Annotated in this window: 23 protein-coding genes; 7 read left to right on the forward strand and 16 right to left on the reverse strand. The window is 38.7% G+C overall.

The window, feature by feature from the left end:
- The 10 genes from MKY71_RS18325 to MKY71_RS18370 form a co-directional block, all read right to left on the reverse strand.
- A complete protein-coding gene (locus MKY71_RS18325) occupies positions 1-834 on the reverse strand; it encodes a two-component system regulatory protein YycI (RefSeq protein ID WP_339196703.1) in 834 nt (277 codons plus the stop codon).
- Complete coding sequence (locus tag MKY71_RS18330; protein ID WP_339196706.1) at positions 821-2,152, reverse strand: YycH family regulatory protein; 1,332 nt, start codon at positions 2,150-2,152, stop codon at positions 821-823. The genes MKY71_RS18325 and MKY71_RS18330 overlap by 14 nt, the downstream gene beginning before the upstream one ends.
- Positions 2,149-3,984: a cell wall metabolism sensor histidine kinase WalK gene (walK, locus tag MKY71_RS18335; RefSeq protein WP_339196709.1), complete on the reverse strand. Its 1,836-nt coding sequence runs from the start codon at positions 3,982-3,984 to the stop codon at positions 2,149-2,151. Before walK ends, MKY71_RS18330 begins: the two co-directional genes overlap by 4 nt.
- Before the next feature lie 5 nt (positions 3,985-3,989).
- Positions 3,990-4,700, reverse strand: a complete 711-nt coding sequence (yycF, locus tag MKY71_RS18340) for a response regulator YycF (RefSeq protein WP_008408338.1) — start codon at positions 4,698-4,700, stop codon at positions 3,990-3,992.
- A 246-nt stretch (positions 4,701-4,946) separates the two neighbouring features.
- Positions 4,947-6,416: a M23 family metallopeptidase gene (locus MKY71_RS18345; RefSeq protein ID WP_340733572.1), complete on the reverse strand. Its 1,470-nt coding sequence runs from the start codon at positions 6,414-6,416 to the stop codon at positions 4,947-4,949.
- A 291-nt stretch (positions 6,417-6,707) separates the two neighbouring features.
- On the reverse strand, positions 6,708-7,994 hold the full coding sequence (locus MKY71_RS18350) for an adenylosuccinate synthase (RefSeq protein WP_339174545.1): 1,287 nt from the start codon (positions 7,992-7,994) through the stop codon (positions 6,708-6,710).
- A 188-nt stretch (positions 7,995-8,182) separates the two neighbouring features.
- Positions 8,183-9,535, reverse strand: coding sequence for a replicative DNA helicase (gene dnaB / locus MKY71_RS18355; protein ID WP_079523573.1), 1,353 nt, complete (start codon positions 9,533-9,535; stop codon positions 8,183-8,185).
- Positions 9,536-9,547: 12 nt separating this feature from the next.
- Complete coding sequence (rplI, locus tag MKY71_RS18360) at positions 9,548-9,994, reverse strand: 50S ribosomal protein L9 (protein WP_339174546.1); 447 nt, start codon at positions 9,992-9,994, stop codon at positions 9,548-9,550.
- A complete protein-coding gene (locus tag MKY71_RS18365) occupies positions 9,991-11,967 on the reverse strand; it encodes a DHH family phosphoesterase (protein ID WP_339174547.1) in 1,977 nt (658 codons plus the stop codon). Before MKY71_RS18365 ends, rplI begins: the two co-directional genes overlap by 4 nt.
- A 13-nt stretch (positions 11,968-11,980) precedes the next feature.
- Positions 11,981-12,928: a YybS family protein gene (locus MKY71_RS18370; protein WP_339196713.1), complete on the reverse strand. Its 948-nt coding sequence runs from the start codon at positions 12,926-12,928 to the stop codon at positions 11,981-11,983.
- 497 nt (positions 12,929-13,425) lie between these two features.
- Here MKY71_RS18370 and MKY71_RS18375 point away from each other — a divergent pair, with 497 nt between their 5' ends.
- From MKY71_RS18375 to rbsB, 6 genes are read left to right on the forward strand one after another with little or no spacing between them, the layout of a single operon-like run.
- Positions 13,426-14,412: a LacI family DNA-binding transcriptional regulator gene (locus tag MKY71_RS18375; RefSeq protein WP_340733575.1), complete on the forward strand. Its 987-nt coding sequence runs from the start codon at positions 13,426-13,428 to the stop codon at positions 14,410-14,412.
- Positions 14,409-15,287, forward strand: a complete 879-nt coding sequence (gene rbsK, locus MKY71_RS18380) for a ribokinase (protein ID WP_339174552.1) — start codon at positions 14,409-14,411, stop codon at positions 15,285-15,287. The genes MKY71_RS18375 and rbsK overlap by 4 nt, the downstream gene beginning before the upstream one ends.
- Entirely contained in the window at positions 15,284-15,673 is a 390-nt protein-coding gene (rbsD, locus tag MKY71_RS18385) for a D-ribose pyranase (protein WP_339196716.1), read from the forward strand. Before rbsK ends, rbsD begins: the two co-directional genes overlap by 4 nt.
- A 15-nt stretch (positions 15,674-15,688) precedes the next feature.
- Positions 15,689-17,185 carry a sugar ABC transporter ATP-binding protein gene (locus MKY71_RS18390; protein ID WP_340733578.1) on the forward strand — a complete coding sequence of 499 codons (1,497 nt, stop codon included), beginning with the start codon at positions 15,689-15,691 and terminating at the stop codon, positions 17,183-17,185.
- Positions 17,172-18,113, forward strand: coding sequence for a ribose ABC transporter permease (gene rbsC / locus MKY71_RS18395; RefSeq protein WP_339174556.1), 942 nt, complete (start codon positions 17,172-17,174; stop codon positions 18,111-18,113). The genes MKY71_RS18390 and rbsC overlap by 14 nt, the downstream gene beginning before the upstream one ends.
- A gap of 15 nt (positions 18,114-18,128) precedes the next feature.
- Positions 18,129-19,067 (forward strand): ribose ABC transporter substrate-binding protein RbsB, encoded by a 939-nt coding sequence (gene rbsB / locus MKY71_RS18400; RefSeq protein ID WP_340733580.1) that lies wholly within the window; start codon positions 18,129-18,131, stop codon positions 19,065-19,067.
- Positions 19,068-19,220: 153 nt separating this feature from the next.
- On the opposite strand, the gene rpsR is transcribed toward rbsB, so the two are convergent.
- Genes rpsR through rpsF form a run of 3 tightly spaced genes read right to left on the reverse strand, consistent with a single transcriptional unit; the run spans position 19,221 to position 20,388 of the window.
- Complete coding sequence (gene rpsR / locus MKY71_RS18405) at positions 19,221-19,460, reverse strand: 30S ribosomal protein S18 (RefSeq protein ID WP_191701183.1); 240 nt, start codon at positions 19,458-19,460, stop codon at positions 19,221-19,223.
- A 41-nt stretch (positions 19,461-19,501) separates the two neighbouring features.
- Positions 19,502-20,059 (reverse strand): single-stranded DNA-binding protein, encoded by a 558-nt coding sequence (ssb, locus tag MKY71_RS18410; RefSeq protein ID WP_339174560.1) that lies wholly within the window; start codon positions 20,057-20,059, stop codon positions 19,502-19,504.
- A gap of 38 nt (positions 20,060-20,097) precedes the next feature.
- On the reverse strand, positions 20,098-20,388 hold the full coding sequence (gene rpsF, locus MKY71_RS18415; protein ID WP_008408357.1) for a 30S ribosomal protein S6: 291 nt from the start codon (positions 20,386-20,388) through the stop codon (positions 20,098-20,100).
- Positions 20,389-20,783: 395 nt separating this feature from the next.
- Between rpsF and MKY71_RS18420 the strand changes: the two genes are divergently transcribed.
- Positions 20,784-23,594 (forward strand): carbohydrate binding domain-containing protein, encoded by a 2,811-nt coding sequence (locus MKY71_RS18420; RefSeq protein WP_340733583.1) that lies wholly within the window; start codon positions 20,784-20,786, stop codon positions 23,592-23,594.
- Positions 23,595-23,651: 57 nt separating this feature from the next.
- On the opposite strand, the gene ychF is transcribed toward MKY71_RS18420, so the two are convergent.
- The 3 genes from ychF to MKY71_RS18435 all read right to left on the reverse strand — a co-directional run bounded on the left by ychF (position 23,652) and on the right by MKY71_RS18435 (position 25,990).
- Positions 23,652-24,752, reverse strand: a complete 1,101-nt coding sequence (gene ychF, locus MKY71_RS18425; protein WP_339174564.1) for a redox-regulated ATPase YchF — start codon at positions 24,750-24,752, stop codon at positions 23,652-23,654.
- Positions 24,753-24,880: 128 nt separating this feature from the next.
- Positions 24,881-25,081 (reverse strand): DUF951 domain-containing protein, encoded by a 201-nt coding sequence (locus MKY71_RS18430; RefSeq protein WP_079523585.1) that lies wholly within the window; start codon positions 25,079-25,081, stop codon positions 24,881-24,883.
- Between the two features lie 3 nt (positions 25,082-25,084).
- Positions 25,085-25,990 (reverse strand): mechanosensitive ion channel family protein, encoded by a 906-nt coding sequence (locus tag MKY71_RS18435; RefSeq protein WP_340733586.1) that lies wholly within the window; start codon positions 25,988-25,990, stop codon positions 25,085-25,087.
- Between the last annotated feature and the right edge of the window lie 41 nt (positions 25,991-26,031).

Consider the following 26,031-nt stretch of genomic DNA (forward strand, 5'->3'; position numbering starts at 1 on the left):
CTACTCTTCCAAATCCTCTGTCTGCTCGACAATTTCGGATAAGTCATTTTGGATCTCTACAATTCGTCCTTGTACCGCATTTACAAAATGTATTTCTTCTGTCTCATCAGCCCGCTTTACCCGGACTTCCCATGTCGGTGCAAATACCTGTGTTTGCGTTAATTGAACAATTGTAGAATAGCCTAGATTCATTTCCGTAATCTGAGAATCTGGTTTTAATAAATTCTTTCCATATAAAATCTGCAATACTTGTCTTGCAGTTAATAGATTTTGTTCTTTATCTAACTTTTCATGCTTTTCCAGCATTGTTTGTTCATAGGAAATAATACGGTTGTTATCATCCCAATAAAGTTTGATATACCCACGTACATTATAATACAATGTTACGTCGTTTACCTTCTGGAAAAATGTCGCTTCTTTTTTCTCTTCATCAATACCCCAAAGTACATAGGAATCACCTTCATATACATTATTATGAACGAAATCAGTATACGAATCACGCGTATCGCTTTTCTGTAGTTTCACAGGCTTGTCCATCGTGACAATCAGCTTATTGTTATTTTCGATTTTTGCGCTTTGATTTGTGAAATATGGCACTTCTGATGGAGAGAAATTTTTAATTTGTCCGGAATAATATGCTGCACTTTCCTTATTGTTCGGAAGGGCAATATACGTTATATTATCCCCTTTCAAACGTGCTTCGATTTCCATTGTTTCCCCTAAAACTTCTATTTTCTCCCCTTCTTTATAGCTCTCTAAATACTGCGTATATAAAAAGAGGTTCAATATTAGGAAAACCCATATAAAAATAGTTTTCGTTCTACTCCAATCCAACTTCGTCACCCCCTACTTCCATGGGTGAAAGGCGTTTCCATGTATTGTTTGTTACGGCAAACCATTTTGGTTCCAATACGAGGACTAAATCTGTATCCTGCTCTGAGTCCTCAAGTGTTAATTCGTACCCAACAGCGATTTCATCTGCTTCTCTAAATAATTTATTGTTTTCCGTACGAAGAGTCTCAACTATTTGTTCCCCTGATTCGAGTTCTTTCTGTACCCTTTGAAATATAGTACCCATCGAATAATAAGGGCGTCGGTAACGGAAAATACGGTTTTCACCCCAAGTAGTTGCGAGACGAGTCATTACATCACTGTATACAGGAAGCCCCTGTATAAACAGCTGATACTCTGTAATATGCCTTTCAATATTCATTGAAGACAAGCGGTAATCCATTGTAAACCCACCATGGTCATTTATAAAATTAAAGCTATCTATAAATAATCTTGCGGCGGGAATCGGTGCAGCACTTTCTGCAGTCGGATATACATAATTTATAACCCGATTTTGGCTGTCTACTGTCATTAATGATGTCCCATCAGTAAACCTTTCAGATTGAGGACTTTCAATATTCCGCTGTACAATTTTTAAATCGGTAAACAGGATTTTTTTAAATAAATCAGGTTCAATATCTTCAGCTAAATATCTTAACCTTGTTGATTGAATAGGTTCTTTCGGTACATATAAAGAACGTAAAGGTTCCCGTTCAACTTCAACATATTGGCTATAATTATTTGCCGGTTCAATTATCTTCTCCATGAAATAATCTTTGTCCGGCACACTCGCGTACGCTCTATACAATAATCGCGTTTCTGTGTTTAGGAAAAGTAACTGCAGCTGATTGCTACTCTCTACATTTGACCAGTCTACAATAAAATGTGTAAAGCTTGTATCTGGTATTTCATTATCATTAAATGACATAAGATTAGCGAAAACGCGCAAAGGAATTTCTTCATTAAAGAACATTGTTATACGATTATCCATACTTAGCATTTCGTTCATTTTACTATCTGAAAGTTCACTGTTAATTAAACCCATCTCGTAAACTTGCCATGACCGTAAGTGGCTGTATAAATTTTTTAATGGTGTTGAAGAGACTGTCCCATAAAATTGCTCATTTTGGCGATACAACATCCGGTACGGTTTTATTACTTCCTGTAATTCCTTCGGTTTGCCGACAAGTACTTCCTCAATCTGGGTCTCCTTAACCGTTTCATATTCAGGTTTGTAAGTCCAAATAAGAAGTGTGAAGACGATGCTGAGTAAAACAAGGAATGCTAATAAAAGTGATTTTATCTGTTCAATATATTTCATTCCCAATCCCCCGCTTCATCCAATTCATATGGCAATGTGAAGAATATCGTAGTACCTTGGCCTTCCTCACTTTCTGCCCAAATTTTCCCGCCATGTGCTTCAATCATTTCACGAGCGATTGCAAGACCTAATCCTGTTCCACCCATCGACCTTGCTCTTGCTCGGTCTACGCGATAGAAACGATCAAAAATTCTTGTCACATTTTCTTTCGGAATCCCCATACCGTCATCTGAAATCATAACGCGAATCATATTATCATGAACGGTAAAGCCAAAACGAATATTGCCGCCATCCGGAGAGTATTTCAATGCATTTGAAATAATATTATCGATTACCTGTGTAAGCTTATCGGTATCAATATCAACAAAATAGCTTTTTTCCGGAAGCAATCGGATAAATTCTACATTCTGTGACTTCGACATTTCAAAACGGTCGATAATTTGCGTGAAAAACTTGTTAAATTCCACAAACTCCAGGTTCAGTTCATATTCCTGGCTGTCCATTTTTGACAATTGCAGCAAATCATTTACAAGGCGAATCATACGCTCTGTTTCTGTTTGCGTAACATTTAAAAATGCCGGCGCTATATTTTCATCTTTCCATGCACCTTCTGCAAGTGCTTCTAAATAGCTGCGCATCGTCGTTAACGGCGTACGCAATTCATGGGATACATTCGCAACAAATTCACGACGTTCCATATCGATTTTTTCCTGTTCAGTAATATCATGCAATACCGTAATCAGACCATTTACAAAACCTGTTTCCTTTTGAATTACAGAAAAGTTTGCTCGTAATACATATGGAGCATCATTCATACTAAAATCAAGATTCACAGGATCTTTCATATGAATCAAGTCTTCAAAACTATATTCCTGGTCTAAACGCAAAACAGACGCAATTGGACGATTTAAAGTTGTTTCACGTGAATCATGAAGCAATTCCAATGCGGGGTCGTTAATCAATATAATTTTTCCTTTACGGTCTGTTGCAATTACACCATCTGTCATATTACTAAGTACGCTTGCCAGTTTCCGCCGTTCTGCTTCTGTTGTGGATTGTGCTTCCTGCAGACGATTGGTCAGATGGTTGAAAGCAATGGCTAACTGACCGATTTCATCTGTTCCGTATACACGAACTTTCCTTGCATAATTCCCTTTTGACATTGCCTGCGCCTGTTTTCGCATATCGGAAATAGGGCGTGTTATAGTCCGGGCAACTAAAATTCCTAATATGATTGTAATGGCAAGCGATACTGCGATACCTGCCGCAAAAATTCGGTTAATTTCATTTAGTTGCTCGTAAACCTTTTCAATATTCGATTGAACATATATAACACCCTTCAATTCCTCTTTAGGGCCTGCGTTATCCATAATAGGGACAGCTAGTATCCAAATGCGCTGCCCAGTATCCCGATCCAATGAAATCTTATCCAACAATGTTTCGGAAGAGGCGGCCTGTTGTATAATTTCTTCATTTATACGCTGACCTACAACTGCCTGATCATCATCGGAAGTAGCCAATATACGATCGTTGCGATCCACTACATTAATCTTGTTAATATCTTCTGTAGAAAATCCTTCTAAAATCGTTTTTAAACTATACTCTATAGTTGGGGGAGTATTTTCATCCCGGTCTTTTAACATTTCTTCACGTACACTATAATGCACAAGCTCTATTCTTTGGCGAATCGAATCTTGGAAATTCGTTTTTAAATTCGTCTCCAGCTGCTTTGAGAAATAAATGCCTATAATTTGAAGAGCAATAATAATTAATAGGACATAAATCAATACAAGCTTTACATGGATGGACTTAAAAAAGCTCACTTTTTGCATGTATTTTACTCCTGTTCAGGGTTTCGTAAGTAATAGCCGACTCCTCGTCTCGTAACAATCCATAAAGGATGACTTGGATTATCTTCAATTTTTTCACGTAAACGGCGGATTGTTACATCCACTGTTCGTACATCACCGAAATAATCATAACCCCATACCGTTTGCAGTAAATGCTCACGTGTCATTACCTGACCGATATGTTTTGCCAAATAATGCAGTAATTCAAATTCACGGTGTGTTAATTCAATGGACTCATCACGCTTTAATACTAAATAGGCATCCGGCTGAATCGTTAAAGAGCCTACGACAATATCATTCGTTTCTGCTTGTGCTTCTTCTATTTGAGCAGGCACATTTAATCGGCGCATATTCGCTTTTACACGGGCGATTAATTCACGCGTACTGAACGGCTTTGTTACATAATCGTCAGCACCCATTTCCAATCCCAGTACTTTATCGATTTCCGATCCTTTTGCCGTTAACATAATAATCGGGAAATCATATTTTTTACGCACTTCACGACATACTTCCATGCCGTCGCGTTTAGGCAGCATAATATCAAGCAGCATTAAATCCGGCTGCTCCTCTTCTACTCTTTGAAGCGCTTCGTCCCCATCATATGCACAAATTACGCGGTAACCTTCTTTTATTAAATTAAACTGTAGAATGTCCGCAATTGGTTTTTCATCATCTACAACTAATATCGTTTTATCCATCATCTAATTCCTCTTTTCTCATAAATTCTCTATATAATTATGAAAGGGTATGTTTATTTTTACTATAACTACTCTATCATGGTTTGCCATTTGGTGCATTATACAGCTATACAGCTATACTGCTATGATTATTTTCCGGGAAATATTCCTCTCATTTAAGAATTATTTTTGAATTTTATCCACCTAAATAATATGGAGACCATTTTATAGAAAAAGCAGCCCAATTCTATTTTGGACTGCTAAAAATCAATTTAAATATGATAACGGATTTACTTCTTTACCGTTTTTATGAACTTCAAAATGTAAATGTGTTCCAGTTGAACGGCCTGTCGAACCCATTTGTCCTAAAGCAGACCCTTGTTCTAGGACTTGTCCTACCTCTACATCAATGCGAGATAAATGAGCATATAACGTTTCAAAGCCGTTATTGTGATTAATCACTACATAATTTCCATATGTTGAATGCTTACCTGCAGTTTTGACAACACCATTATCTGAAGCTTTAATCGTGTAATTTGATGGTCGGGCAATATCAATCCCGTAGTGGTAACGGCCCCAACGCTCTCCCATATTACTTGATATATAACCTCCGACTGCCGGCCAAGCAAAATTACCTGTTCCAATAGAAGGAACTACCTTCGTGCCGACAACAACAATACGATTTTCAGGTTCTGATATTACATTTTCCTCTGATTGTATTCTTTCAGTTCGGACTCCATTCTCTTCTGTAATTAAATATGAAACTTCTTTTTTACCCTTTTCGCCTTCTTGCTTCACTACTTTTTTACCTTTAAGCATCGTAGCATCTTCTTTGACGATTTTCGCAAAGTCGATTCCCTCTACTCTTTTCTTCTCATAAACTGCCTTGACCGTAACAAATGGTTTTTGAACCGTTACATTGACTTGTTCACCAATTTGCAGGACCGTATCCGCTTTAAGGTTAGGGTTGATCTCTAATAAATCTGCAGTTGTTAAATCATGTGCTTTGGCAATTGAACCTAACACATCTCCTGCTTTTACAGTATATACTTCTTGCTCCAATGCACCCGTTTGCAAAAGTTGAACCGCTTGTTTTGCAGAAACAATATTTGCCGGTTCGGCTAATACTTCGTCTCCGGTAATTGGGGTAGATAATGTAAGATCTACCAGACGTGTTTCATCCTTTTGTAATTCGGGTAAAGAATCTTTAGATGCATTGTTTTGCAATTCTTTTAAATCATTTTGTGTCACAAATTGAAGCTTTAATCCGTCAATTACAGCTTCAAACTCTTCTCTATCCTTCACTGATGCAACGACTGTTTCTCCCACTTTTAGTGAGTAGGCTTTTGCCTGAACAGTTATTGCCTCTTGAAGGTTTTTTAACGTCTGCTCTTCATTGGCATCGACTGTAAATACTTGCTCTGGAATTAGTGAGATATCGGCGCCTGCGTCAATTACTAAATCTTCATATTGTTCGCTTGCCTCTTGCTCTTTTTTCTCGACAAACTCGTTTACTGTTGCTTCATCTGCAACAGAACCTACGTATGTATCAGCTACATAAACGTGAAAAACTTTAGCGAATTTTTCTTTATCTGTTTCATTCGCGAAACCTATATTGAATGTCACAGTAGAAGCAAGTAAGGCAAATAATGCAGCCATTTTAAATTTTCTATTATGACGATTCATTAGACTTAGATTTGATTTTTTTAAGTCTAACTTGTTTCCTTTTGAACTCATGATAAAGCTCCTTTCAACTAGATCTGTTCTATAAAAATGATGTATTTTCATTAAAATAATGAGCGGTGACTAAAAACACACTTTGCTAATGTAGCATATTTCACATTTCAAATGAACCGTTCCAGTCTTTTTGTAATGTAAATGTATTATTTTCTAAATGAATGTTACATTTTTAGTAGGTAAATTAGTACATACCCCCACTTTATATCCATTTATAGTTTTTCTTACTAACAAAAAAAAGCGTATTAAAAGCCGGCTAGACTTTTAATACACTCTTCTAATTCAAACTCATTATTTCCAGATTTCATTTACGATATTTGTTTGCTCACGAGATGGACCCACTGAGAAAGTCATCAATGAAATACCTGTAAGCTCTACAATACGCTGTACGTAATTTTTTGCATTTTCAGGTAGGTCATCAAATGCACGAACGTTTGTTATATCTTCTGACCAACCTGGTAGTTCTTCATAGACTGGTTTACATTGTTCAATGATTTCCAGGTTTGCCGGGTATTCTGTAATTTGTTCGCCGTTATATTCATACGCTGTACAAATTTTAACTGTTTCAAGCCCTGATAATACATCAATAGAGTTTAAAGCTAGATCTGTTATTCCTGAAACTCGGCGCGAATGACGAACGACAACCGCGTCAAACCATCCAACACGACGTGGACGGCCTGTTGTTGTACCATACTCACGGCCTACTTCACGAATCTGCTGACCAATTTCATCATGAAGTTCAGATGGGAATGGGCCGTCCCCTACACGCGATGTATATGCTTTACAAACACCAACAACACGTTCTACAGCTGTTGGACCTACACCTGATCCGATTGCTATACCGCCTGCCACTGGATTTGAAGATGTTACATATGGATATGTTCCTTGATCGACATCTAGCATAATTCCTTGTGCACCTTCAAACAGGACTTTGCCGCCTTCATCAATAACATCATTCAGCACTTTTGATGTATCCGTTACATATTGGGCAATTTCTTGACCAAATGCATAGTATTCCTCAAAAATATCATCGAATTGTAAGCCTTCTACTTCATAAAACTTCGTAAATAAACGATTTTTTAGTGTTAAATTTGCACGTAATTTTTTTTCAAATATTTCTTTATCTAAAAGATCTGCTACACGGATCCCGATTCGGGCAACTTTATCTTGGTAGCATGGACCAATTCCTTTTGCTGTCGTTCCTATCTTTTCATCACCACGTGCCTCTTCTTCTACAATATCCTGATAAATATGATATGGCAAAATAACATGTGCACGGTTGGAAATTCTTAAATTGGAAGTATCAATTCCTCTAGCTTGCAGTCCTTTTAATTCCGTTACAATTGACTTTGGATTAAGAACTACACCATTTCCTATAACCGAAAGTTTATCCGGATAAAAAATTCCTGAGGGGATTAAATGCAATTTATATGTCTCTTCACCAATTTTAATTGTATGTCCCGCGTTATCTCCACCAGCATAACGTGCGATTGCATCTGCTCTTTTTGAAAGGAAATCCGTAATTTTACCTTTTCCTTCATCTCCCCATTGCGTACCTACTACAACTACAGCTGTCATCTATATGCACCTCCGACGAATGATTCACCTAATGATTATGTATTAAGTATTTCATTCTTATTCATAAGAATTTACCTTTTAATTCCGTAATGATGAAACATGAACATTTTAACAAGTTCAAATCCTAAATGTCAATAAAAAACACGAACATCCACATTTAACTAATGTAGAATGTTCGTGTTTAAGTGTCATTCCTCTCGAGGAGGGGGGGTAAATTCTAAGTTCAGGAACTTATTATACTCTTTACGGAAAGCCAAACTTACCGTACCTGTTGGACCGTTACGCTGTTTTGCAATAATGATTTCGATAATATCCTTACTTTCCGATTCTTTATCGTAGTAATCATCACGGTATAAAAAGGCTACGATATCGGCATCCTGCTCAATCGAACCCGATTCACGCAAGTCACTCATCATTGGCCGTTTATCTTGACGCTGCTCTACACCACGTGACAGCTGCGATAGAGCAATTACCGGCACTTTTAGTTCACGCGCTAAACCTTTTAAAGAACGGGAAATTTCCGATACTTCCTGCTGACGGTTTTCACCTGGCTTACCGCTACCTAAAATAAGCTGCAAGTAATCGATTAAGATCATCCCTAAACCGCTTTCCTTAGCCAGTCGTCGGCATTTCGCACGGATATCCGTCATCCGCACACCCGGAGAGTCATCGATATAAATACCTGAATTCGATAAACTTCCCATAGCCATCGTCAGCTTACTCCAGTCCTCTGTCTCTAAAGCACCTGTACGCAAGCGTTGTGCATCAATATTTCCCTCTGCACATAACATACGCATGACAAGTTGGTCCGCGCCCATCTCAAGTGAGAAGATGGCTACATTTTCACGTGCCTTTACAGCAACACTCTGGGCTACATTGAGGGCAAAGGCTGTTTTACCAACTGATGGACGGGCAGCTACAATAATTAAATCATTGCGTTGGAAACCGGCCGTCATCTTGTCCAAATCACGGAAACCAGTCGGAATACCAGTTACATCTCCGTCACGTGACTGGAGCTGTTCAATATTATCAAATGTTTGAACGAGAACATCTTTTACGTGCTTAAAGTCGCCTGCATTTTTACGGTTCGAAACTTCAAGCATTTTCTTTTCAGCTTCTGCTAAAAGAACCTCTACTTCATCTTCACGCGTATACCCGTCATCTGCAATTTTAGATGCAACGCGAATAAGGCGACGCAGAATCGCCTTTTCTTCAACTATCTTTGCGTAATGGGCGATATTGGCGGCTGTCGGAACAGCACTCGCCAATTCCGTAATATAGCTTAATCCGCCGATATCCTCAAGCTCTTTTTTTGCTGATAATTCTTCCGTTACAGTGACAAGATCAATTGCTTTTCCCTGATCGCTCAAGTTCAGCATCGTTTGGAAAATCTTTTGATGGGCAATATGATAAAAATCATCTGCAATCACAATTTCAGATGCTGTTATAAGAGCTTGCGGTTCAAGGAAAACGGCTCCAATGACCGATTGTTCCGCTTCACTATTATGTGGAGGAACACGGTCCATCATGGATTCGTTCATTGTTGTCGCTCCTTATTCTTCAATTACATGTACCTTTAAAGTAGCCTTTACATCATGATGTAACTTCACTGGTACATTGGCATAACCTAATGAACGAAGTCCGTCATTACAATCCATTTTGCGTTTGTCTACTTTAAAACCATGTTTCTTTTGTAATGCATCTGCAATTTGCTTAGTAGATACTGAACCGAATAGGCGACCACCTTCACCTGATTTCGCTTTTACTTCTACTGTAATTGCTTCTAACTGTTCTTTTAAATCTTTTGCTGCCTGTAATTCTGCTGCAGCATTTTTTTCTTCTAGTCGCTTTTGACCTTGCAGTTCGCTGATTGCCTGGTTGTTTGCTTCTTTTGCATAACCATTTTTAATTAAGAAGTTGCGTGCATAACCTTCTGCCACTTCTTTAATTTCACCTTTTTTGCCTTTACCTTTTACGTCTTTTAAAAATACTACTTTCATGATTCTTTACTCCCTTCGACTACTTCATTAATTGCTTCATTTAATAGTTTTTTCACTTCATCAATGGATTGTGCTTCCACTTGGGTAGCGGCATTTGTTAAATGACCACCACCGCCAAGCTTTTCCATGACGAGCTGGACATTCACTTCTCCCAATGAACGGGCACTAATGCCGATTAATCCATCATTACGATGGGCAATGACAAATGAGGCACCGACATCCTTCATTGTGAGTAAAATGTCCGCCGTTTGTGCGATTAATACTGAATCGTATACTTTTGAATCTTCACCGTGTGCAACCGCAATTCCTGCAAACGGAAATTCAACAGTTTGAATAATTTTCGAACGGGCGACATATGTTTCTACATCTTCTTTTAACAGACGTTGAATCAGCACCGTATCAGCACCAAATGTACGTAAATATGAAGCGGCTTCAAATGTACGTGCACCTGTTCTTAATGTAAAGCTTTTTGTATCCACAATAATACCAGATAATAAGGCTGTCGCTTCAAGCGGCAACAACTTTTCATTTTGAGGCTGGTATTCCAGGAGCTCCGTAACGAGTTCAGCTGTAGAAGATGCATATGGCTCCATATATACTAATGTCGGATTATTGATAAATTCTTCCCCGCGACGGTGATGGTCGATAACAACAACCTTATCCGTTCTGCTTAATAAGCGACTATCAATGACCATACTCGGCTTATGTGTATCGACAATAACTACGAGTGATTTTGGAGTGATTTTTGATAACGCTTCGTCCGGTGTGATAAAGCGATCGTAAAAATCGGTTTTTTCCTCCAACTCGGTCATTAACCTGTCTACACTTCCGCGTACTTCATCGAAATTAACTACGACAGACCCTTCAATTCCGTTCATCGCAACCATTTTACGTACACCGACACATGCTCCTATTGAGTCCATGTCCGGATTTTTATGTCCCATTACGAAAACGCGGTCGCTATCCTGAATTAAATCACTCAGTGCATGTGATATTACGCGGGCACGTACTCTTGTGCGCTTTTCAACTGGGTTTGTTTTACCGCCATAAAAGCGAATTTTACCATTGGACTGCTTAATCGCAACTTGGTCACCACCACGGCCCAGAACGAGGTCAAGTCCCGACTGTGCTAACTGTCCAAGCTCCACAAGAGATTGAGAACCTGCTCCAATACCGATACTTAATGTTAATGATAAATTTTTCTGCATCAAAGTTCGTTCACGGATTACATCTAAAATTGAAAAACGCTTCTGCTCAAGCTCCGATAAAATCGATTCATTTAATACTGCCATGTAACGGTCCGATGCGATTCTTTTAACAAAGATATCATAATGTGCTGCCCATTCATTTATAATCGATGTCATCATCGTATTAGTGACGCTTCGTGCCTGGTCATCCATACCTGATGTAAGCTCATCATAGTTATCGATAAATAGAATGGCGAGTACTGTACGGTCCGCCATATATTGCTTTTCAATCTGTACTTGCTTTGTAATATCAAAGAAATAGAAAAGTTTTTCTTCTTCTTTATAGTAAATATGATATTTCCGATCATTGATGGCAATGACCGTTTCATTTTTCTGGTCTTGATTAACAAGTAGAGGCAGTTCCTCTGAAATCATTTCAAGTTCATACCCGACTAGTGATTCCTGCTGCAAAACGCGAAGCATAAACGGGTTTGCCCATTCCACCGTCAGTTCATCATTCAAGATCAGGATTCCGAACGGCATTTCAAGAAATGCCTCTTTTCCAACATCCTCCATCCGGTAGGAAAGTGACTGAATATGCTTTTCCGTTTCTACATATGTTAATAATTCAACTTTTACCGTGTAGTAAGCTGCTATTGAATAAATAGCTATAAAGGCTATTCCCACCCATACATTCCACATCATCATAAGGATAGCTGCTACTGCACCCAGTAAAAACAATACTAATAGTGGATATCGAATTGGTCTTTTACGAAAAATCCCCATTCCCATCAGCTCCTCATTTCTGACTCTTTTCACGAATGTAATTACGTGCATTAAAGCCTAAATCAACAATACCTACTAAAATAACAATCGAATAGAGAGGTATCGCTAAAATTGTACTTAAAACTTTTATAAACTTCGGATAACCAAATGCATCAATGACAAAATGTATAAAAGAAATACCTTGTATTGTTAATAATACCCATAATACCATTGAAATATTTAGCATAATAATAGCCAATGTTGAATCGGCTTCTGGACGAACGAATAAATTCACTGATAAAACGATTAAGTAATACCATAATACCGATCGTGGTAAACGTAATTCACTAAACTTCGCAAACTTTGGTACGTCTACTTTTAAACGCTTTAAAATCGGCAAGTTAACGGTAATGATAATAAATGTTAAAAATAACATGGCAAATGTAATGGAAGCCGGTATTGTCATTTCCAACGTATTTAACATTGTATTCGCCATTTCCATTGTTTCTTTGGGCACAGGTTGTCCAGTCAAACTTTCCGTCATTTTAATCGATTCCATATAGCTCGTCTTCATGAGCGCAAGAGAATCCCGAATAAAGTCTACTTCAAACAAACGCAATGAAATTAAATACTGAATCGCAAATGTGATCAGCAGGACAATACTTGTTGAAAGAAACATAAATACTTTACTTTTTTTAGTAAAAATAGCATCCCCTATCGCTACACCTGCTGCCGCAAATATTAATGAAGCGGGTAGTAATAGCAGTCCACCAATAAAAAAAGTAATTAATACAGCAATCACTGCGACTAAAATCGATGACTTCCGATTATAGTTTGCGCTATACCAAATCATCGGTAATGGAGCAATAATCGCCGCGATAATATTCACCAATGGAATATAAAATACGATTGCCATCAGCACAGTGAACAGCGCAATCATCATTGCACCTTGTGCCAGCTTTCTTGATTGATTATTTTGCATGGAGAACCTTCCTTATCTGTTGTTCGTAAGACTATAATGCAAGGAATATTAAAAATTTGCTATTACTTTTGGCCAGCTTTTCGGCCAGTCTACTTTCAACTTTTCTCACCTTCCTATTGTACCATTTTTGCAAGTTCAAACAAAATAACCGTTACGACAAGAACAATGAATTAAACCAATCCATTGCGACAGACCCTTTTAACTTCTCCTCTTTTGAAAAATCCCCCTAAATCTAAGGCTATAAATACATGTAAAAACTGTCATATGACCAATATATAGGTTAGAAATCCATCATATAAAGTGTTAAAGAAATGAATAGTATGTCATTATGATTTTTTCAGTATAACTTAATATGGAGTATTTTTTGTTTGAATAACTAGTTTTTACGTATTAAAAGCCTTTTTTCTGTCTTTTATGTACTTTATTTCGTTGACAATTCGTATTGTATAGCATATATTATGTAACCGGTAACACATTTTGTTTCAGGGGGCGGAGATATGGTTAACATTAAAGATGTAGCTAAGGTTGCAAATCTTTCTGTGGCGACAGTATCACGCTACTTAAACCAAAATGGTTATGTCAGTAAAAAATCGTCAGAACGTATTGAACAGGCAATACTTGAGCTGGATTATAAGCCAAGCAGTGTTGCACGTTCATTAAGTAAAAAACAATCCAATATTATTGGTCTTATTGTTCCAGATATAAAAAATCCATATTTCCCTGAACTTGCTCGTGCTGTGGAAGACATGGCATGGTCTTTTGGTTATACAGTTGTTCTTTGTAATTCAGACGACCAAACAGATAAAGAATTGTTATATTTGGAACGCCTGTCACAAACATATGTGGCCGGCTTAATAGTAGCAACGAGCTTACTGGACCCTTCTGTTTATATGTCCATCAATACGCCGATTGTTGCACTTGACCGAATAATCGATGCAACGATCCCGACCGTGGCAACCGATAACCAAAAAGGAGCCCGGATAGGGGCCGAGTATTTAGTTACAAATGGGGCTGGGAATTTACTATGTATACGTGGTCCGCAAGGTTTGAAAACTGCAGATGATCGACTTATTGGGTTTCTTGAAGCAACGGATAAACAAGGACTAGAGCCAATCATTATAACAACACCATTTGATTTTAAAGTTGCTGCTGAAACGATTGAACAGACCCTATTAGCAAATCCGCAGATTGATGGTATTTTTGCAAGCAGCGATACATTAGCCATTGCTGCCCTCCATATTGCGCATAAGCTTGGGAAGCGCATACCGGAAGACCTGCAAATTGTTGGTTTTGATGGTATTGCACTTGGCGAAATGGTATCACCCCCATTAACGACGGTCGGTCAGAACTTATACAAAATGGGGACTGCAGCTGCAACAATGTTAATTGAACAGATTGAAGGCAAAGAAATCATACAGACAGTATTAAATATAGATCCACAACTAATTGTACGAGGGACGACAAGAAAGGAAGCTGCAAAATGATCACAGTAATTGGAAGCATCAATATGGACTTGGTCGTTCAAATGGATGTATTCCCTAAAAAAGGGGAAACTGTTCTTGGAAGCTTATTCACAACAGTTCCAGGCGGTAAAGGTGCGAACCAGGCAGTAGCTGCTGCACGATTAGGCAGCCAAGTTAAAATGTTAGGTGCTGTCGGCACAGACAGCTTCGGTACGGAGCTGCGTGCGAATCTGAATGAAGAAAATATAGATACAAGCTTAGTTATAAATACAATTGGTGCTACAGGTATTGCAAATATTTTACTCCACGAATCGGACAACCGTATTGTCGTTGTACCCGGTGCGAACTCGAAAGTAACACCAGAAGAAATTGCTGCAGCAAAAACTGTTATCGGAAACAGTCAGTTAGTTGTTATGCAGCTTGAAATTCCAGTAGAAACGATTGAGTACAGCTTGAAATTATGTAAAGAGCTTCAAGTACCCGTACTATTCAATCCTGCACCGGCAGCAAATTTCAACATTGAGTGGATGCCGTATATTAAATACTTAACACCAAACGAAACTGAATGTGCCTTACTTTTCGGAAACGATGTTGAAGCAGCATTGGAAAAATATCCAAATCAGTTAATCGTAACATTAGGTGAAGATGGTGCACGTTACTTCAATGGAACAAAACATGTTCATGTAAAAGGATATAAAACGACAGCTGTTGATACAACAGGTGCCGGTGATACATTTAACGGTGCATTTGCACATGCTATTACAAACGGTCAGTCAATTGAAGAAGCAGTATTTTTTGCAAATATTGCAGCGTCATTATCCGTTGAAAAATTTGGAGCCCAAGGTGGTATGCCAAAACTAGAAGAAGTAACTGCTCGAAAGGAAGGCGCAAAATGAAAAAACAGGGCATTTTAAATCGCGAATTAGCCGGTATATTTGCACGTTTAGGTCATACAGACAAGATTGTTATCGCTGATTGCGGCTTGCCGATTCCAGAAGGCGTTACATGTATCGATTTAGCATACAAACTGGGTGAACCTGGATTTATGACAATATTAGAAGTTGTTCTAGAAGATTTAAAAGTGGAACACAGTTTTTTAGCTGAAGAAATAGTAACTGCAAACGAACCTATCCACTCCTCTTTATTGAAAATTGTGGAACCGGTTACATATATATCCCACGAACAGTTTAAAAAGATGACGAGTGAAGCAAAGGTCATTATTCGTACAGGCGAAATAACACCATACGCCAATATCATGCTACAAAGCGGCGTAATTTTCTAAGGTAGGTGACGGAACATGATTGAAATGAAGAGCATAAGAAAAGCATTCAATGGCAACGTCGTATTAAACAATGTTGAGTTCACCCTGTTAGACGGGGAAATTCACGCCTTAATGGGTGAAAATGGTGCCGGTAAGTCAACAATGATGAAAATTTTGGCCGGCATCTACTCGCGTGATAACGGTGATGTGCTAGTTGATGGTCAGTCGTATACATTTACTTCAGCAAAAGACGCTGAAAGCTTAGGCATTCACGTAATTCATCAGGAATTAAACATTCTGCCGCATTTATCTGTAGCGGAAAACCTGTTTTTAGGAAAAGAAAAAACAGTCGGTCGTACAGGCTTCCTGCGTACACGTGAAATGAATAAAGAAGCAACGACACTGCTTGCAAAACTCGGTCTGCATATTGATGTACGTCAGCCTGCCGGTTCGCTATCAGTCGGTAAACAACAGCTGATTGAAATTGCAAAAGCCATCAATTCAGAGGCAAAGTATATCGTAATGGATGAACCGACAGCCGCCCTTACAGATCGTGAAATTGAAACTCTTTTTGAAACGATTAGAGAACTGAAAGCAAAAGGTATTTCATTTGTTTATATTTCACATCGTATGGAAGAGATTTTTGCAATTTGTGATCGTATTACGATTTTACGAGATGGTGAGTATGTTGGGGTCCGTGAAATCCCAAAAACAAATTTTGATGAAATCGTTAAAATGATGGTCGGACGTGAGCTTGGTGAACGTTATCCTAGCCGTAATGCAAAAATAGGCGAAGTTGCTTTAGAAGTACAAGGGCTAACATGTCCTTCGTTATGCAAAGATATTAACTTTCAGATCCGAAAAGGAGAAATCCTGGCATTCGCCGGTTTAATGGGAGCAGGCCGTACAGAAGTAGCCCAGGCTATTTTCGGCAACCTTAAAAAGTCCAAAGGCGATATTTTCATCCACGGAAAAAAAGCATCAATCAAAAACCCGATACAGGCAATGAAACACGGCATTGGATTTGTGACGGAAGACCGTAAAACAGAAGGTCTTGTACTCGATTTTTCAATTAAGGAAAATATGTTTTTAACCAATTTGAAAACGATCGCAAAAAGTGGCTTTATTCAACCACAACAAGAGCAAATACATGCTTCAAAATATATCGAGCAGCTAAATATTCGCTGCAGTGATGCGACACAGGCTGTCGGTTCACTAAGCGGCGGTAATCAGCAAAAAGTAGTTATCGCAAAGTGGTTAAGTACAAAACCGGATATTTTAATTTTGGACGAACCTACTCGCGGTGTTGATATCGGTGCCAAAAAGGAAATCTACTCGATTATGAATCAGTTAGCCGAGGAAGGTGTTGCCATTTTAATGATTTCCTCAGAGTTAACGGAAGTGCTAGGTATGGCGGACCGTGTCATGATTATGCACGAAGGACGTCAAACAGCTGTTTTAGACAATGTTGACTTAACACAAGAAACTATTATGCATTACGCAACAGGAGGAGAAGAAATTGCTAAAAACTAGCTCAAAAGAAATGTTAGGAAAGCTAGGTCCTCTTTTAGGATTATTTTTAATTGTAATTGTCATTACGATTTTAAATCCAAGCTTTATGACAACAGATAATGTTTTGAATATATTACGTCAAGTATCGATTAGTGCATTAATTGCATTTGGTATGACTTTTGTTATTTTAACCGGCGGCATCGATCTATCAGTTGGCTCCACATTGGCCCTTACAGGTGCAGTAGCTGCCACAATGCTTGCTTCAGGAATAGATCCTGTATTAACGATGCTGGCTGCCTTATTGTTAGGTGCCGTTCTTGGCGCTATCAATGGTGTCATCATTGCAAAAGGAAAAGTAGCACCATTCATCGCAACATTGGCAACAATGACAATATACCGTGGCTTAACATTAGTGTATACGGATGGTCGTCCGGTTTCAGACTTAGGAAATGAAATTACGTTCCAAATGTTAGGTAAAGGATATTTCTTCGGTATCCCAGTTCCGGTATGTACAATGATTTTAGCTTTCATTGCGTTATATGTCATTATGCATAAAACAACATTCGGTCGCCGTGTTTATGCAGTAGGCGGCAATGAAGCGGCTTCTAAATTATCAGGAATCAATGTCGATCGTATAAAAATTGCAGTTTATTCATTAACAGGTATGTTAGCTGCTTTATCTGCGCTGATTTTAACTTCACGCTTAAACTCTGCACAGCCAACAGCCGGGACATCTTATGAATTGGATGCAATCGCAGCAGTTGTTTTAGGTGGGACAAGCTTAACAGGCGGTAAAGGCTGGATTTTCGGTACATTAGTAGGTGCCTTGATTATCGGTGTGTTGAATAACGGATTGAACTTAATCGGTGTTTCTTCATTCTTCCAGCAAGTAGTAAAAGGAATTGTTATTTTAATCGCGGTATTAATTGACCGTAAAAAAACAGCGTAAAAGGAGGTCATCAGCGTGAAAAAACAATTAATCTTATTAATGGCACTTTTGGCCACTGTATTGCTGTCGGCGTGTTCGGTAAAACCAGGATTCTCTTTGGAGCCTTCTTTCGGAACATCGGCTACATCAACGGAAAGCAGTAACGATACATTGACAATTGGTTTATCTGTTTCAACTTTAAACAATCCTTTCTTCGTCACGCTAAGTGAAAATGCACAAGCAAAGGCAAAAGAGCTTGGTGTGAAAACAACGATTGTAGATGCGCAGGATAATGCATCAAAGCAAGCTTCCGATATTGAAGATTTAATCCAACAAAACGTTGATCTGATCATTATTAACCCGGTAGATTCTGTTGCGGTTGCAACTGCTGTTGAATCTGCTAATGCTTTAAATATTCCGGTCATCACAGTTGACCGTTCATCTGAAGGTGGCGAAGTCGTATCACATATCGCTTCTGATAACGTAGCTGGCGGTAAGCTGGCTGGTGAATATATTACAGAGTTGGTTGGTGAAGGTGCCAAAGTTGCAGAATTGGAAGGTGTCGCAGGATCGTCTGCTGCACGTGATCGCGGGCAAGGATTTAATGAAGCTGTCACAGGTATATTAGACGTCGTTGCAAAGCAAACAGCGGACTTTAACCGTTCAGAAGGCTTAACAGTAATGGAGAACATACTGCAGTCTAATCCGGATATTACAGCCGTATTTGCACACAATGATGAAATGGCATTAGGTGCGCAAGAAGCCATATCAGCTTCTGGTAAGAAGATCGTAGTGGTCGGCTTTGATGCGACTGACGATGCGGTAGCTGCTGTTAAAGCAGGAAGTCTGGCTGCAACAGTTGCGCAAAAACCTGATGAAATCGGAAAGATTGCAATGGAAACAGCGATTGCTTATTTAAATGGTGAAACGGTTGAAGAAGTCATTCCAGTCAATCTTGAATTAATTACAAAATAATAATGCAACAGCCTGCACATAGGCTATTGCATCTCTCAGGCTGTCACAAGTGATTTTGTGGCGGCCTTTGTTTTATCGACTGATAAAATACTTCGTACAATAAAAAAAGTACAGCAGAGGCCGAATAAGCCAATGCTGTACTTTTAAGCAAAATTATTTTTCTTCAGCTACGAATGGTAATAATGCCATAATACGTGAAACTTTGATTGCGTTTGTAAGTTTACGTTGGTATTTAGCAGAAGTACCAGTTACGCGACGTGGTAAAATTTTACCGCGCTCAGAGATGAATTTCTTTAAAAGATCTACATCTTTGTAGTCGATGTGCGTAATGTTATTTGAAGTGAAGTAGCAAACTTTACGGCGTTTGCGGCCTCCGCGACGTGGTGCCATTATCGTGTTCCTCCTTTTAATTTTTAATTATAGATGCGAAGTTCTTAGAACGGTAAATCGTCTTCAGACACTTCAATCGGTCCTTTGCTGTTTGCAAATGGATCTTCATCTACACGTGTATAGTTTTGCTGATTTTGAGATGGCTGTTGATAAGAACCGTATGAATCCTGGGATTGCGCGCCTCCAAATTGTTGGTTAGGCTGATTATAAGATGGTTGACCACCATAATTTTGCCCACCACTGTATTGTTGGCTTTGTGCACCTTGTGATGCATTAGCTCCTCCACGTGGTTCTAAGAACTGCACTGAATCAGCAACGACATCTGTTGTATACACACGCTTTCCATCTTGTCCTTCAAAGCTACCTGTTTGAATACGACCTTCTACACCAATCAAACTCCCTTTTCTCATGAAGTTTGCTAAGTTTTCAGCTTGTTTTCTCCAGGCGATACAGCCTATGAAATCTGCTTCACGTTCACCAGACTGGCTCGAAAATGTACGGTTTACGGCAATCGTAAAACGTGCCATTGGAACTCCACTCGGTGTGTAACGAAGCTCTGGATCCTTTGTAAGTCTTCCGACTAATACGACACGGTTAATCATCAATGCACCCTCCTTTTTTCAGCATTTAAGTTTAAAAATTATTTGTCTTCTTCGCGTACTGCGATGTGACGGATGATGTCTTCGCTGATGTTAGCTAGACGAGTGTACTCGTTGATAGCTTCAGTACCAGCGTTAACTTTCACGATTTGGTAGAAACCTTCGCGGAAGTCATTGATTTCGTAAGCTAAACGACGCTTACCCCAATCTTTTGCTTCTGTGATCTCTGCACCATTTGAAGTTAAGATTTCTTGGAAACGCTCTACTAAAGCTTTCTTCGCTTCTTCTTCAATGTTTGGGCGGATGATGTACATTAATTCGTACTTTCTCATTTGTGTTTGCACCTCCTTATGGACTTGGGCTCTCCTACTAAATAGGGAGCAAGGAGTAAGTAACTTCTATTACTCACATCAATGAATTGTATCATAGTTACCCATTAGGTGCAACCTCAGATGTCTTTTAAAAATACTTTATAAAGTATGATTCGAAATAAAGTTTACTTTCCTGATAAGAGCAGCTCACCTTTTGCAAATAAAACTAAAATTTATTTTTACAGTTTTCCCTATCTTTTATTATTAATCCGCATTTTTATCATACTAATAGACCTATATTGAATAATCCTTTTTAATCAATTATTTACCTGCTTGATTTAAAGACATTAAGAGGACAACAATTAACAGAAATTTCCGATAAAATATTTCCTATTAAAGGAAAAAGGAGGTTTTTTATGTTCAGTCAATTGTTTATAAAAGGATTTAAATTGATTATTGTTGCAGTTATGGTCCTTACTGTGTCGTTAGGATTTAGTAACCTCTCCTATGCAAACGATGAAAATGTAGTGGCCCAGTTAAAAAACCGCGGTTTTAAAGAACCCGTCAACTTAGGCGTCTGGGCTTCCGAGGTAGTTCTAATTAATGCTGTCTTTGGACGGGAAGATGGAAAAGACGTTGTTTATTCAACAGCTAACGGCGGTATTTTCAATATCGTCGATGTTCAAACAAATGAATTGTTATTCTCTAAACAAATGGATAATATCTCTCAAGTTTGGAGTCACTCAATTTCAAAAGATGGCACTGTCTTTATCGCTGCATTAACAAATACAAATGTTGGTGAAGTCTGGAGCTATTCTCCCCAAACAAAACAGCTTTCCAAACTGGGTACACCGAATGCCGATCATCAATTATGGAGCAGTACTACAGATGAGGCCGGAAACTTATATGTAGGTTCCTACGCTGAAGGCAATGGACGAATTTTCAAATATGATTCAGCTGCAAAACAGTTCATTGATTTAGGAAAGATCGATGATGGAGCGGCGAGCTATGTACGTTCTTTAGAATATTACGAAGGCTATTTATATGCCGGATTAGGTGTTTCCGGAAAGGTATATCGTATTAATGCAACTACATTTGAAAAAGAGGATATTACGAAAAATGTTCCGGAAATAATCGGTAAACCAGTAGAAGAAGTTAATTTTGCATATGATATGTCAATCGTCGGCCAGTATTTAGTGACACGTTTTGATGAAGGAAAAGAAGGAGCTATTTTAATTTATAATCTGCAAACTCAGCAGTGGGTCGAAGATTTTAAACTCGGTAAATTACATGATGGTTCAATAGATGATGTTGGCAGCTTTGGCTTTATTCAGCTTCCTTCAAAAGATAACAAAATGTATGTAGTACACAATCGTGAATTTGTAGAAGTCGATATGACAACACTTGAAATACGTCGAACAGGTATCAGCTATGCTGCAGGACTGCGTGGTGGTGCTATCCTACAATTTAATACTACTGAATTGCCGGGCGATTCAATTGTAACAATGTCACGGTTAGGACAGCTTGTCGTTGCAAACCTGCAAACAGGGAAATCTCAAACTTTACCTGGTGTAATGGTTGCCTCTCCTTTAAAATTGCACAATTTAGGAGAAGGTCCTGATGGGAATCTTTATATGACGACTTACCCAGGCGGTCCAAAAGGTTCTAGGTTTAATACAAAAACAAATCAGTTTGTTACTTATAGTCAAGGACAGGCAGAAGGAATAATCGCCGGTAATAACAGTGACCTTTATTTCGGTATTTACCCAGGTGCCGTAATTCAAAAGATGAACACTGACACATTAGCAAGTGAAACGCTGTTTGAATTAAAAACGGATTACAATCAGGATCGCCCTTACATTATGAAATTTGAAGACAATAAATTATTAATCGGGACAATTCCTAACTATCAAAAGCTAGGCGGATCTCTTACGATTTTTGATACAACGACAAATGAACGAAATACGTATACCAATATTGTGAAAGACCAAAGTATTGTTGGCTTGGCAATGCACAACGGCAAAATTTACGGTTCCACAACAATTCGTGGCGGTTTGGATATTAATCCGACTGCATCTGAAGCTAAACTGTTTATTTGGGATATTGCCGAAGAACGTGTCATAAAGGAAACAGAGCTGGCGATTGACGAATTAGATGCACCACCAATGATAAGCGGCTTAACATTCGGACCGGATGATTTATTGTGGGGAGCGGTAGATGGTATTATTTTTGCTTTAAATCCTGAAACGCTCGATGTTGTGAAATATAAAAACTTGTATCCGTCTATTAAAAACCGTGGTATGTGGCGGCCAGTTCATATCGAATTTGGAAAGGACGGCCTATTATATACAGATGTTGCAGGTAAACTTACAGTAATAGATCCCGAAACGATGGACTCTGTTTCACTTATTTCAAACGGTCCTGAAATAGACTTCATGGTATTAGCCGAAGATGCAGCCGGGAATGAAAATATTTATTACATCGATGCTACTGCGACTCATCTTTATATGATTCCTGTAGTTGAAGGTGGCCAGGTTGTAACGCCTGAAATACCTGAAATGGAGACAATTTATGTTGAAATTGAAAACAGTAGCTTTGAAGAACCGGTAATAGATAACAAAATTTCCGGTTGGTCTTCATTGTTCGGTACATTTTCTCCAAATGCAATGTTTGAGGTAAGTTCTGTACGTGCTCACAGTGGTGAAAATAGTTTAAAAATAGTGGACACTGCTCAAAACGAAACAGTATTTGCTCAGTCTGATCTGATCCCGATTGATGCTGGACAGACCTATACTGCCTCAACAAAGCTATTTTTGGAAGATGGCAGTGCTACACTTCTATTCCGTTACTATGATGAAAACGGGGTACAGACAGGTACGGATATAGATAATGAAAGTATTATTCACGTACGTGGCGGTCATAAGGAATGGCAAACTGTTCAAGCTGTAGTAACAGCACCAGCAGAAGCTAAATATGCTCGTATTCATGTTGGTACTTCAAATTACTTCACAACGAATGGTGCCTATTTTGACGATATGCAATTAACGTTCGAAAGGGAAAAAGTAAGTACCCCGGAAGAACCTGAGCAACCTGTAAAACCAGGCAAAGGCAATCAACCTGAAAAACCTGGTAAGGGGAATCAGTCAGATAAACCCGGTAAAGGAAACCAACCAGAAAAGCCTGGTAAAGGCAATCAGCCAGACAAACCTGGTAAAGGGAATAACTGATAAATAGAAAAAGGGATACTTCGAATATTACTATCCGGAGTATCCCTTTGCTTTATTTTATACGTTGAATAAGAATTCCATAACGTCGCCGTCTTGAACTACATACTCTTTACCTTCAGCGCGCACTTTGCCTGCTTCTTTTGCAGCCGGTTTTGAACCGTACTCTACTAAATCCGTAAATGCTACTGTTTCAGCACGGATAAAGCCACGTTCAAAGTCAGTATGGATAATACCGGCACATTGAGGTGCTTTCATCCCTTTGCGGAATGTCCATGCACGAACTTCCTGTACACCTGCTGTAAAGTAAGTAGCTAAACCTAATAGGCTGTATGAAGCTTTAATCAATTGGTCTAAACCTGATTCAGCAATTCCTAATTCAGCTAAAAATTCTTTTTTCTCGTCATCTTCCAACTCAGAAATTTCTTCTTCAATTTTCGCACAAACTGTAATAACTTGTGCGCCTTCAGCTGCTGCGTATTCTTGTACCATTTTTACATACTTGTTTTCAGATGGATCCGCTACCTCATCTTCAGAAACGTTCGCAACATAAAGCATTGGTTTGATTGTTAATAGGTGTAAACCTTTAATTACTTTTTTCTCATCATCTGAAAGGTCTGCGGCACGCGCAGGTTTTTCAGCTTCCAATACTTCTTTTAGCTTTTGAAGAATCGGCTCTTCAACCATTGCATCTTTATCTTTTTGCTTTGCCATTTTAGCTACACGTGCAATACGTTTATCCACTGATTCCATATCCGCTAAAATTAACTCCAAGTTAATAACTTCAATGTCATCGATCGGGTTTACTGTACCTGAAACGTGCGTAATATTCTCATCCTCAAAACAACGAACAACTTGGCAAATCGCATCTACTTCACGAATGTGAGCAAGGAATTTGTTACCTAAACCTTCACCTGTTGAAGCACCTTTAACGATACCTGCGATGTCTGTGAATTCAAAAGTTGTCGGAACTGTTTTCTTTGGTACTACTAATTCTGTTAATTTGTCTAAACGCTCATCCGGAACAGTTACACTACCAACGTTCGGTTCGATTGTTGCGAACGGATAGTTAGCCGCAAGTGCGCCTGCTTTTGTAATTGCGTTGAATAAAGTCGATTTCCCAACGTTAGGTAAACCAACAATACCAGCTGTTAATGCCATATTGACACAACCTTTCTATGTTCAGTTCATTTAAATTTATTATTAATTCTTTTATGGATTTTTCTGTCCATTAAATTTTACAACCTTGTCTATTATATTGATTGCGCGCTCAAAAGTCTATTTTGCTTTTAGACTTCTTCTGCCTGGCGTAAAATTTTCTTCATTTTTTTCTCGAACTCGCGGCGTGGAATCATAACGCTATGTCCGCAACCTTCACATTTTATGCGAATATCAGCACCTAATCGAATTACTTTCCATTCGTTTGTGCCACAAGGATGTTGTTTTTTCATTTCCACAACGTCATTTAGACCGTACTGCTTTGCTTCCATCTATTATTCTCCTCCCTGATTTCGCTCATAGAACATCATTTTCGGTACAGCAAGAGGAATACCGTTGCGCGTTAGGATGTCGATCACATCTTTCCGAATAGTACGCGATATTGAATATTGCTGTAATGGTAATGTTTCTATTGTAATAGCAATCGTTGCTTCTGTGCTTGTCGTATTTGTGACACCTAAAAAGACAGGAGCTGAAACAAGCTCCTCATATTTTTGCGGTAACGTATCCAAATAGTTTTGGATGACCATCTGCACTTTTTCAATATTTGCATCGAGCGAAATTTGCATATTTATCGTAGCTTTTGAGTTATTGATGGAATAGTTGATGACATCTACAATACTGCCGTTCGGAATAATAAACTGTTCTCCTGTTACTCCCTTTACTTTCGTTGTGCGAAGACCGATTTCCATAACGGTACCTTCTGCTGTATTGATTTTCACAAAATCCCCTACACCAAACTGGTCTTCTAAAATAATGAAGAATCCTGTAATGACATCCTTCACTAAGTTTTGCGCACCAAAGGCGATGGCTACAGAAGCAATCCCGGCCCCTGCCAGCAATCCGGCAACTTGGATATTCATAGCCGATAAAACCCCCATAATGGCAGAGAAGTACACTAAATAGCTCAGAACGCTTTGCAGCAGTTTTACAATTGTAAGATGCCGGCGTTCATTCGTTCTTACACGCAGCATAAACACACGATGAATAATCTTTTTGCCGATAAAAACGACAAGATATGAAATAACGATAATCGCCAGAATCTTCGCGCTGGCTATAATAATAGCGTCCCAAAATTCAGCACTTGTGACGTAATCCCACAGCCTTGTCGTGTAGTGTGCGAGTCCCTTTAAGTCTGTTTCAGAGAATTCTTCTAAATCTAATTTCAAATCTTCTTCCAAATTTACCACCTCTTGTATAACAAACTTTAAAATTGAATATA

The organism is Solibacillus sp. FSL W7-1324, assembly GCF_038008025.1.
Taxonomy (GTDB): Bacteria; Bacillota; Bacilli; order Bacillales_A; family Planococcaceae; genus Solibacillus.

Coding starts and splice junctions, on each gene's coding strand:
- MKY71_RS18420 (WP_340733583.1), top strand. CDS start 20,784: ATGTTCAGTCAATTGTTTATAAAAGGATTTAAATTGATTATTGTTGCA.
- rbsK (WP_339174552.1), top strand. CDS start 14,409: ATGATCACAGTAATTGGAAGCATCAATATGGACTTGGTCGTTCAAATG.
- MKY71_RS18330 (WP_339196706.1), bottom strand. CDS start 2,152: ATGAAATATATTGAACAGATAAAATCACTTTTATTAGCATTCCTTGTT.
- rplI (WP_339174546.1), bottom strand. CDS start 9,994: ATGAAAGTAGTATTTTTAAAAGACGTAAAAGGTAAAGGCAAAAAAGGT.
- rpsF (WP_008408357.1), bottom strand. CDS start 20,388: ATGAGAAAGTACGAATTAATGTACATCATCCGCCCAAACATTGAAGAA.
- MKY71_RS18375 (WP_340733575.1), top strand. CDS start 13,426: ATGGTTAACATTAAAGATGTAGCTAAGGTTGCAAATCTTTCTGTGGCG.
- MKY71_RS18365 (WP_339174547.1), bottom strand. CDS start 11,967: ATGGGGATTTTTCGTAAAAGACCAATTCGATATCCACTATTAGTATTG.
- yycF (WP_008408338.1), bottom strand. CDS start 4,700: ATGGATAAAACGATATTAGTTGTAGATGATGAAAAACCAATTGCGGAC.
- dnaB (WP_079523573.1), bottom strand. CDS start 9,535: ATGAACGAATCCATGATGGACCGTGTTCCTCCACATAATAGTGAAGCG.
- walK (WP_339196709.1), bottom strand. CDS start 3,984: ATGCAAAAAGTGAGCTTTTTTAAGTCCATCCATGTAAAGCTTGTATTG.
- MKY71_RS18350 (WP_339174545.1), bottom strand. CDS start 7,994: ATGACAGCTGTAGTTGTAGTAGGTACGCAATGGGGAGATGAAGGAAAA.
- ssb (WP_339174560.1), bottom strand. CDS start 20,059: ATGATTAACCGTGTCGTATTAGTCGGAAGACTTACAAAGGATCCAGAG.
- MKY71_RS18370 (WP_339196713.1), bottom strand. CDS start 12,928: ATGCAAAATAATCAATCAAGAAAGCTGGCACAAGGTGCAATGATGATT.
- MKY71_RS18430 (WP_079523585.1), bottom strand. CDS start 25,081: ATGGAAGCAAAGCAGTACGGTCTAAATGACGTTGTGGAAATGAAAAAA.
- ychF (WP_339174564.1), bottom strand. CDS start 24,752: ATGGCATTAACAGCTGGTATTGTTGGTTTACCTAACGTTGGGAAATCG.
- MKY71_RS18345 (WP_340733572.1), bottom strand. CDS start 6,416: ATGAGTTCAAAAGGAAACAAGTTAGACTTAAAAAAATCAAATCTAAGT.
- MKY71_RS18390 (WP_340733578.1), top strand. CDS start 15,689: ATGATTGAAATGAAGAGCATAAGAAAAGCATTCAATGGCAACGTCGTA.
- rbsD (WP_339196716.1), top strand. CDS start 15,284: ATGAAAAAACAGGGCATTTTAAATCGCGAATTAGCCGGTATATTTGCA.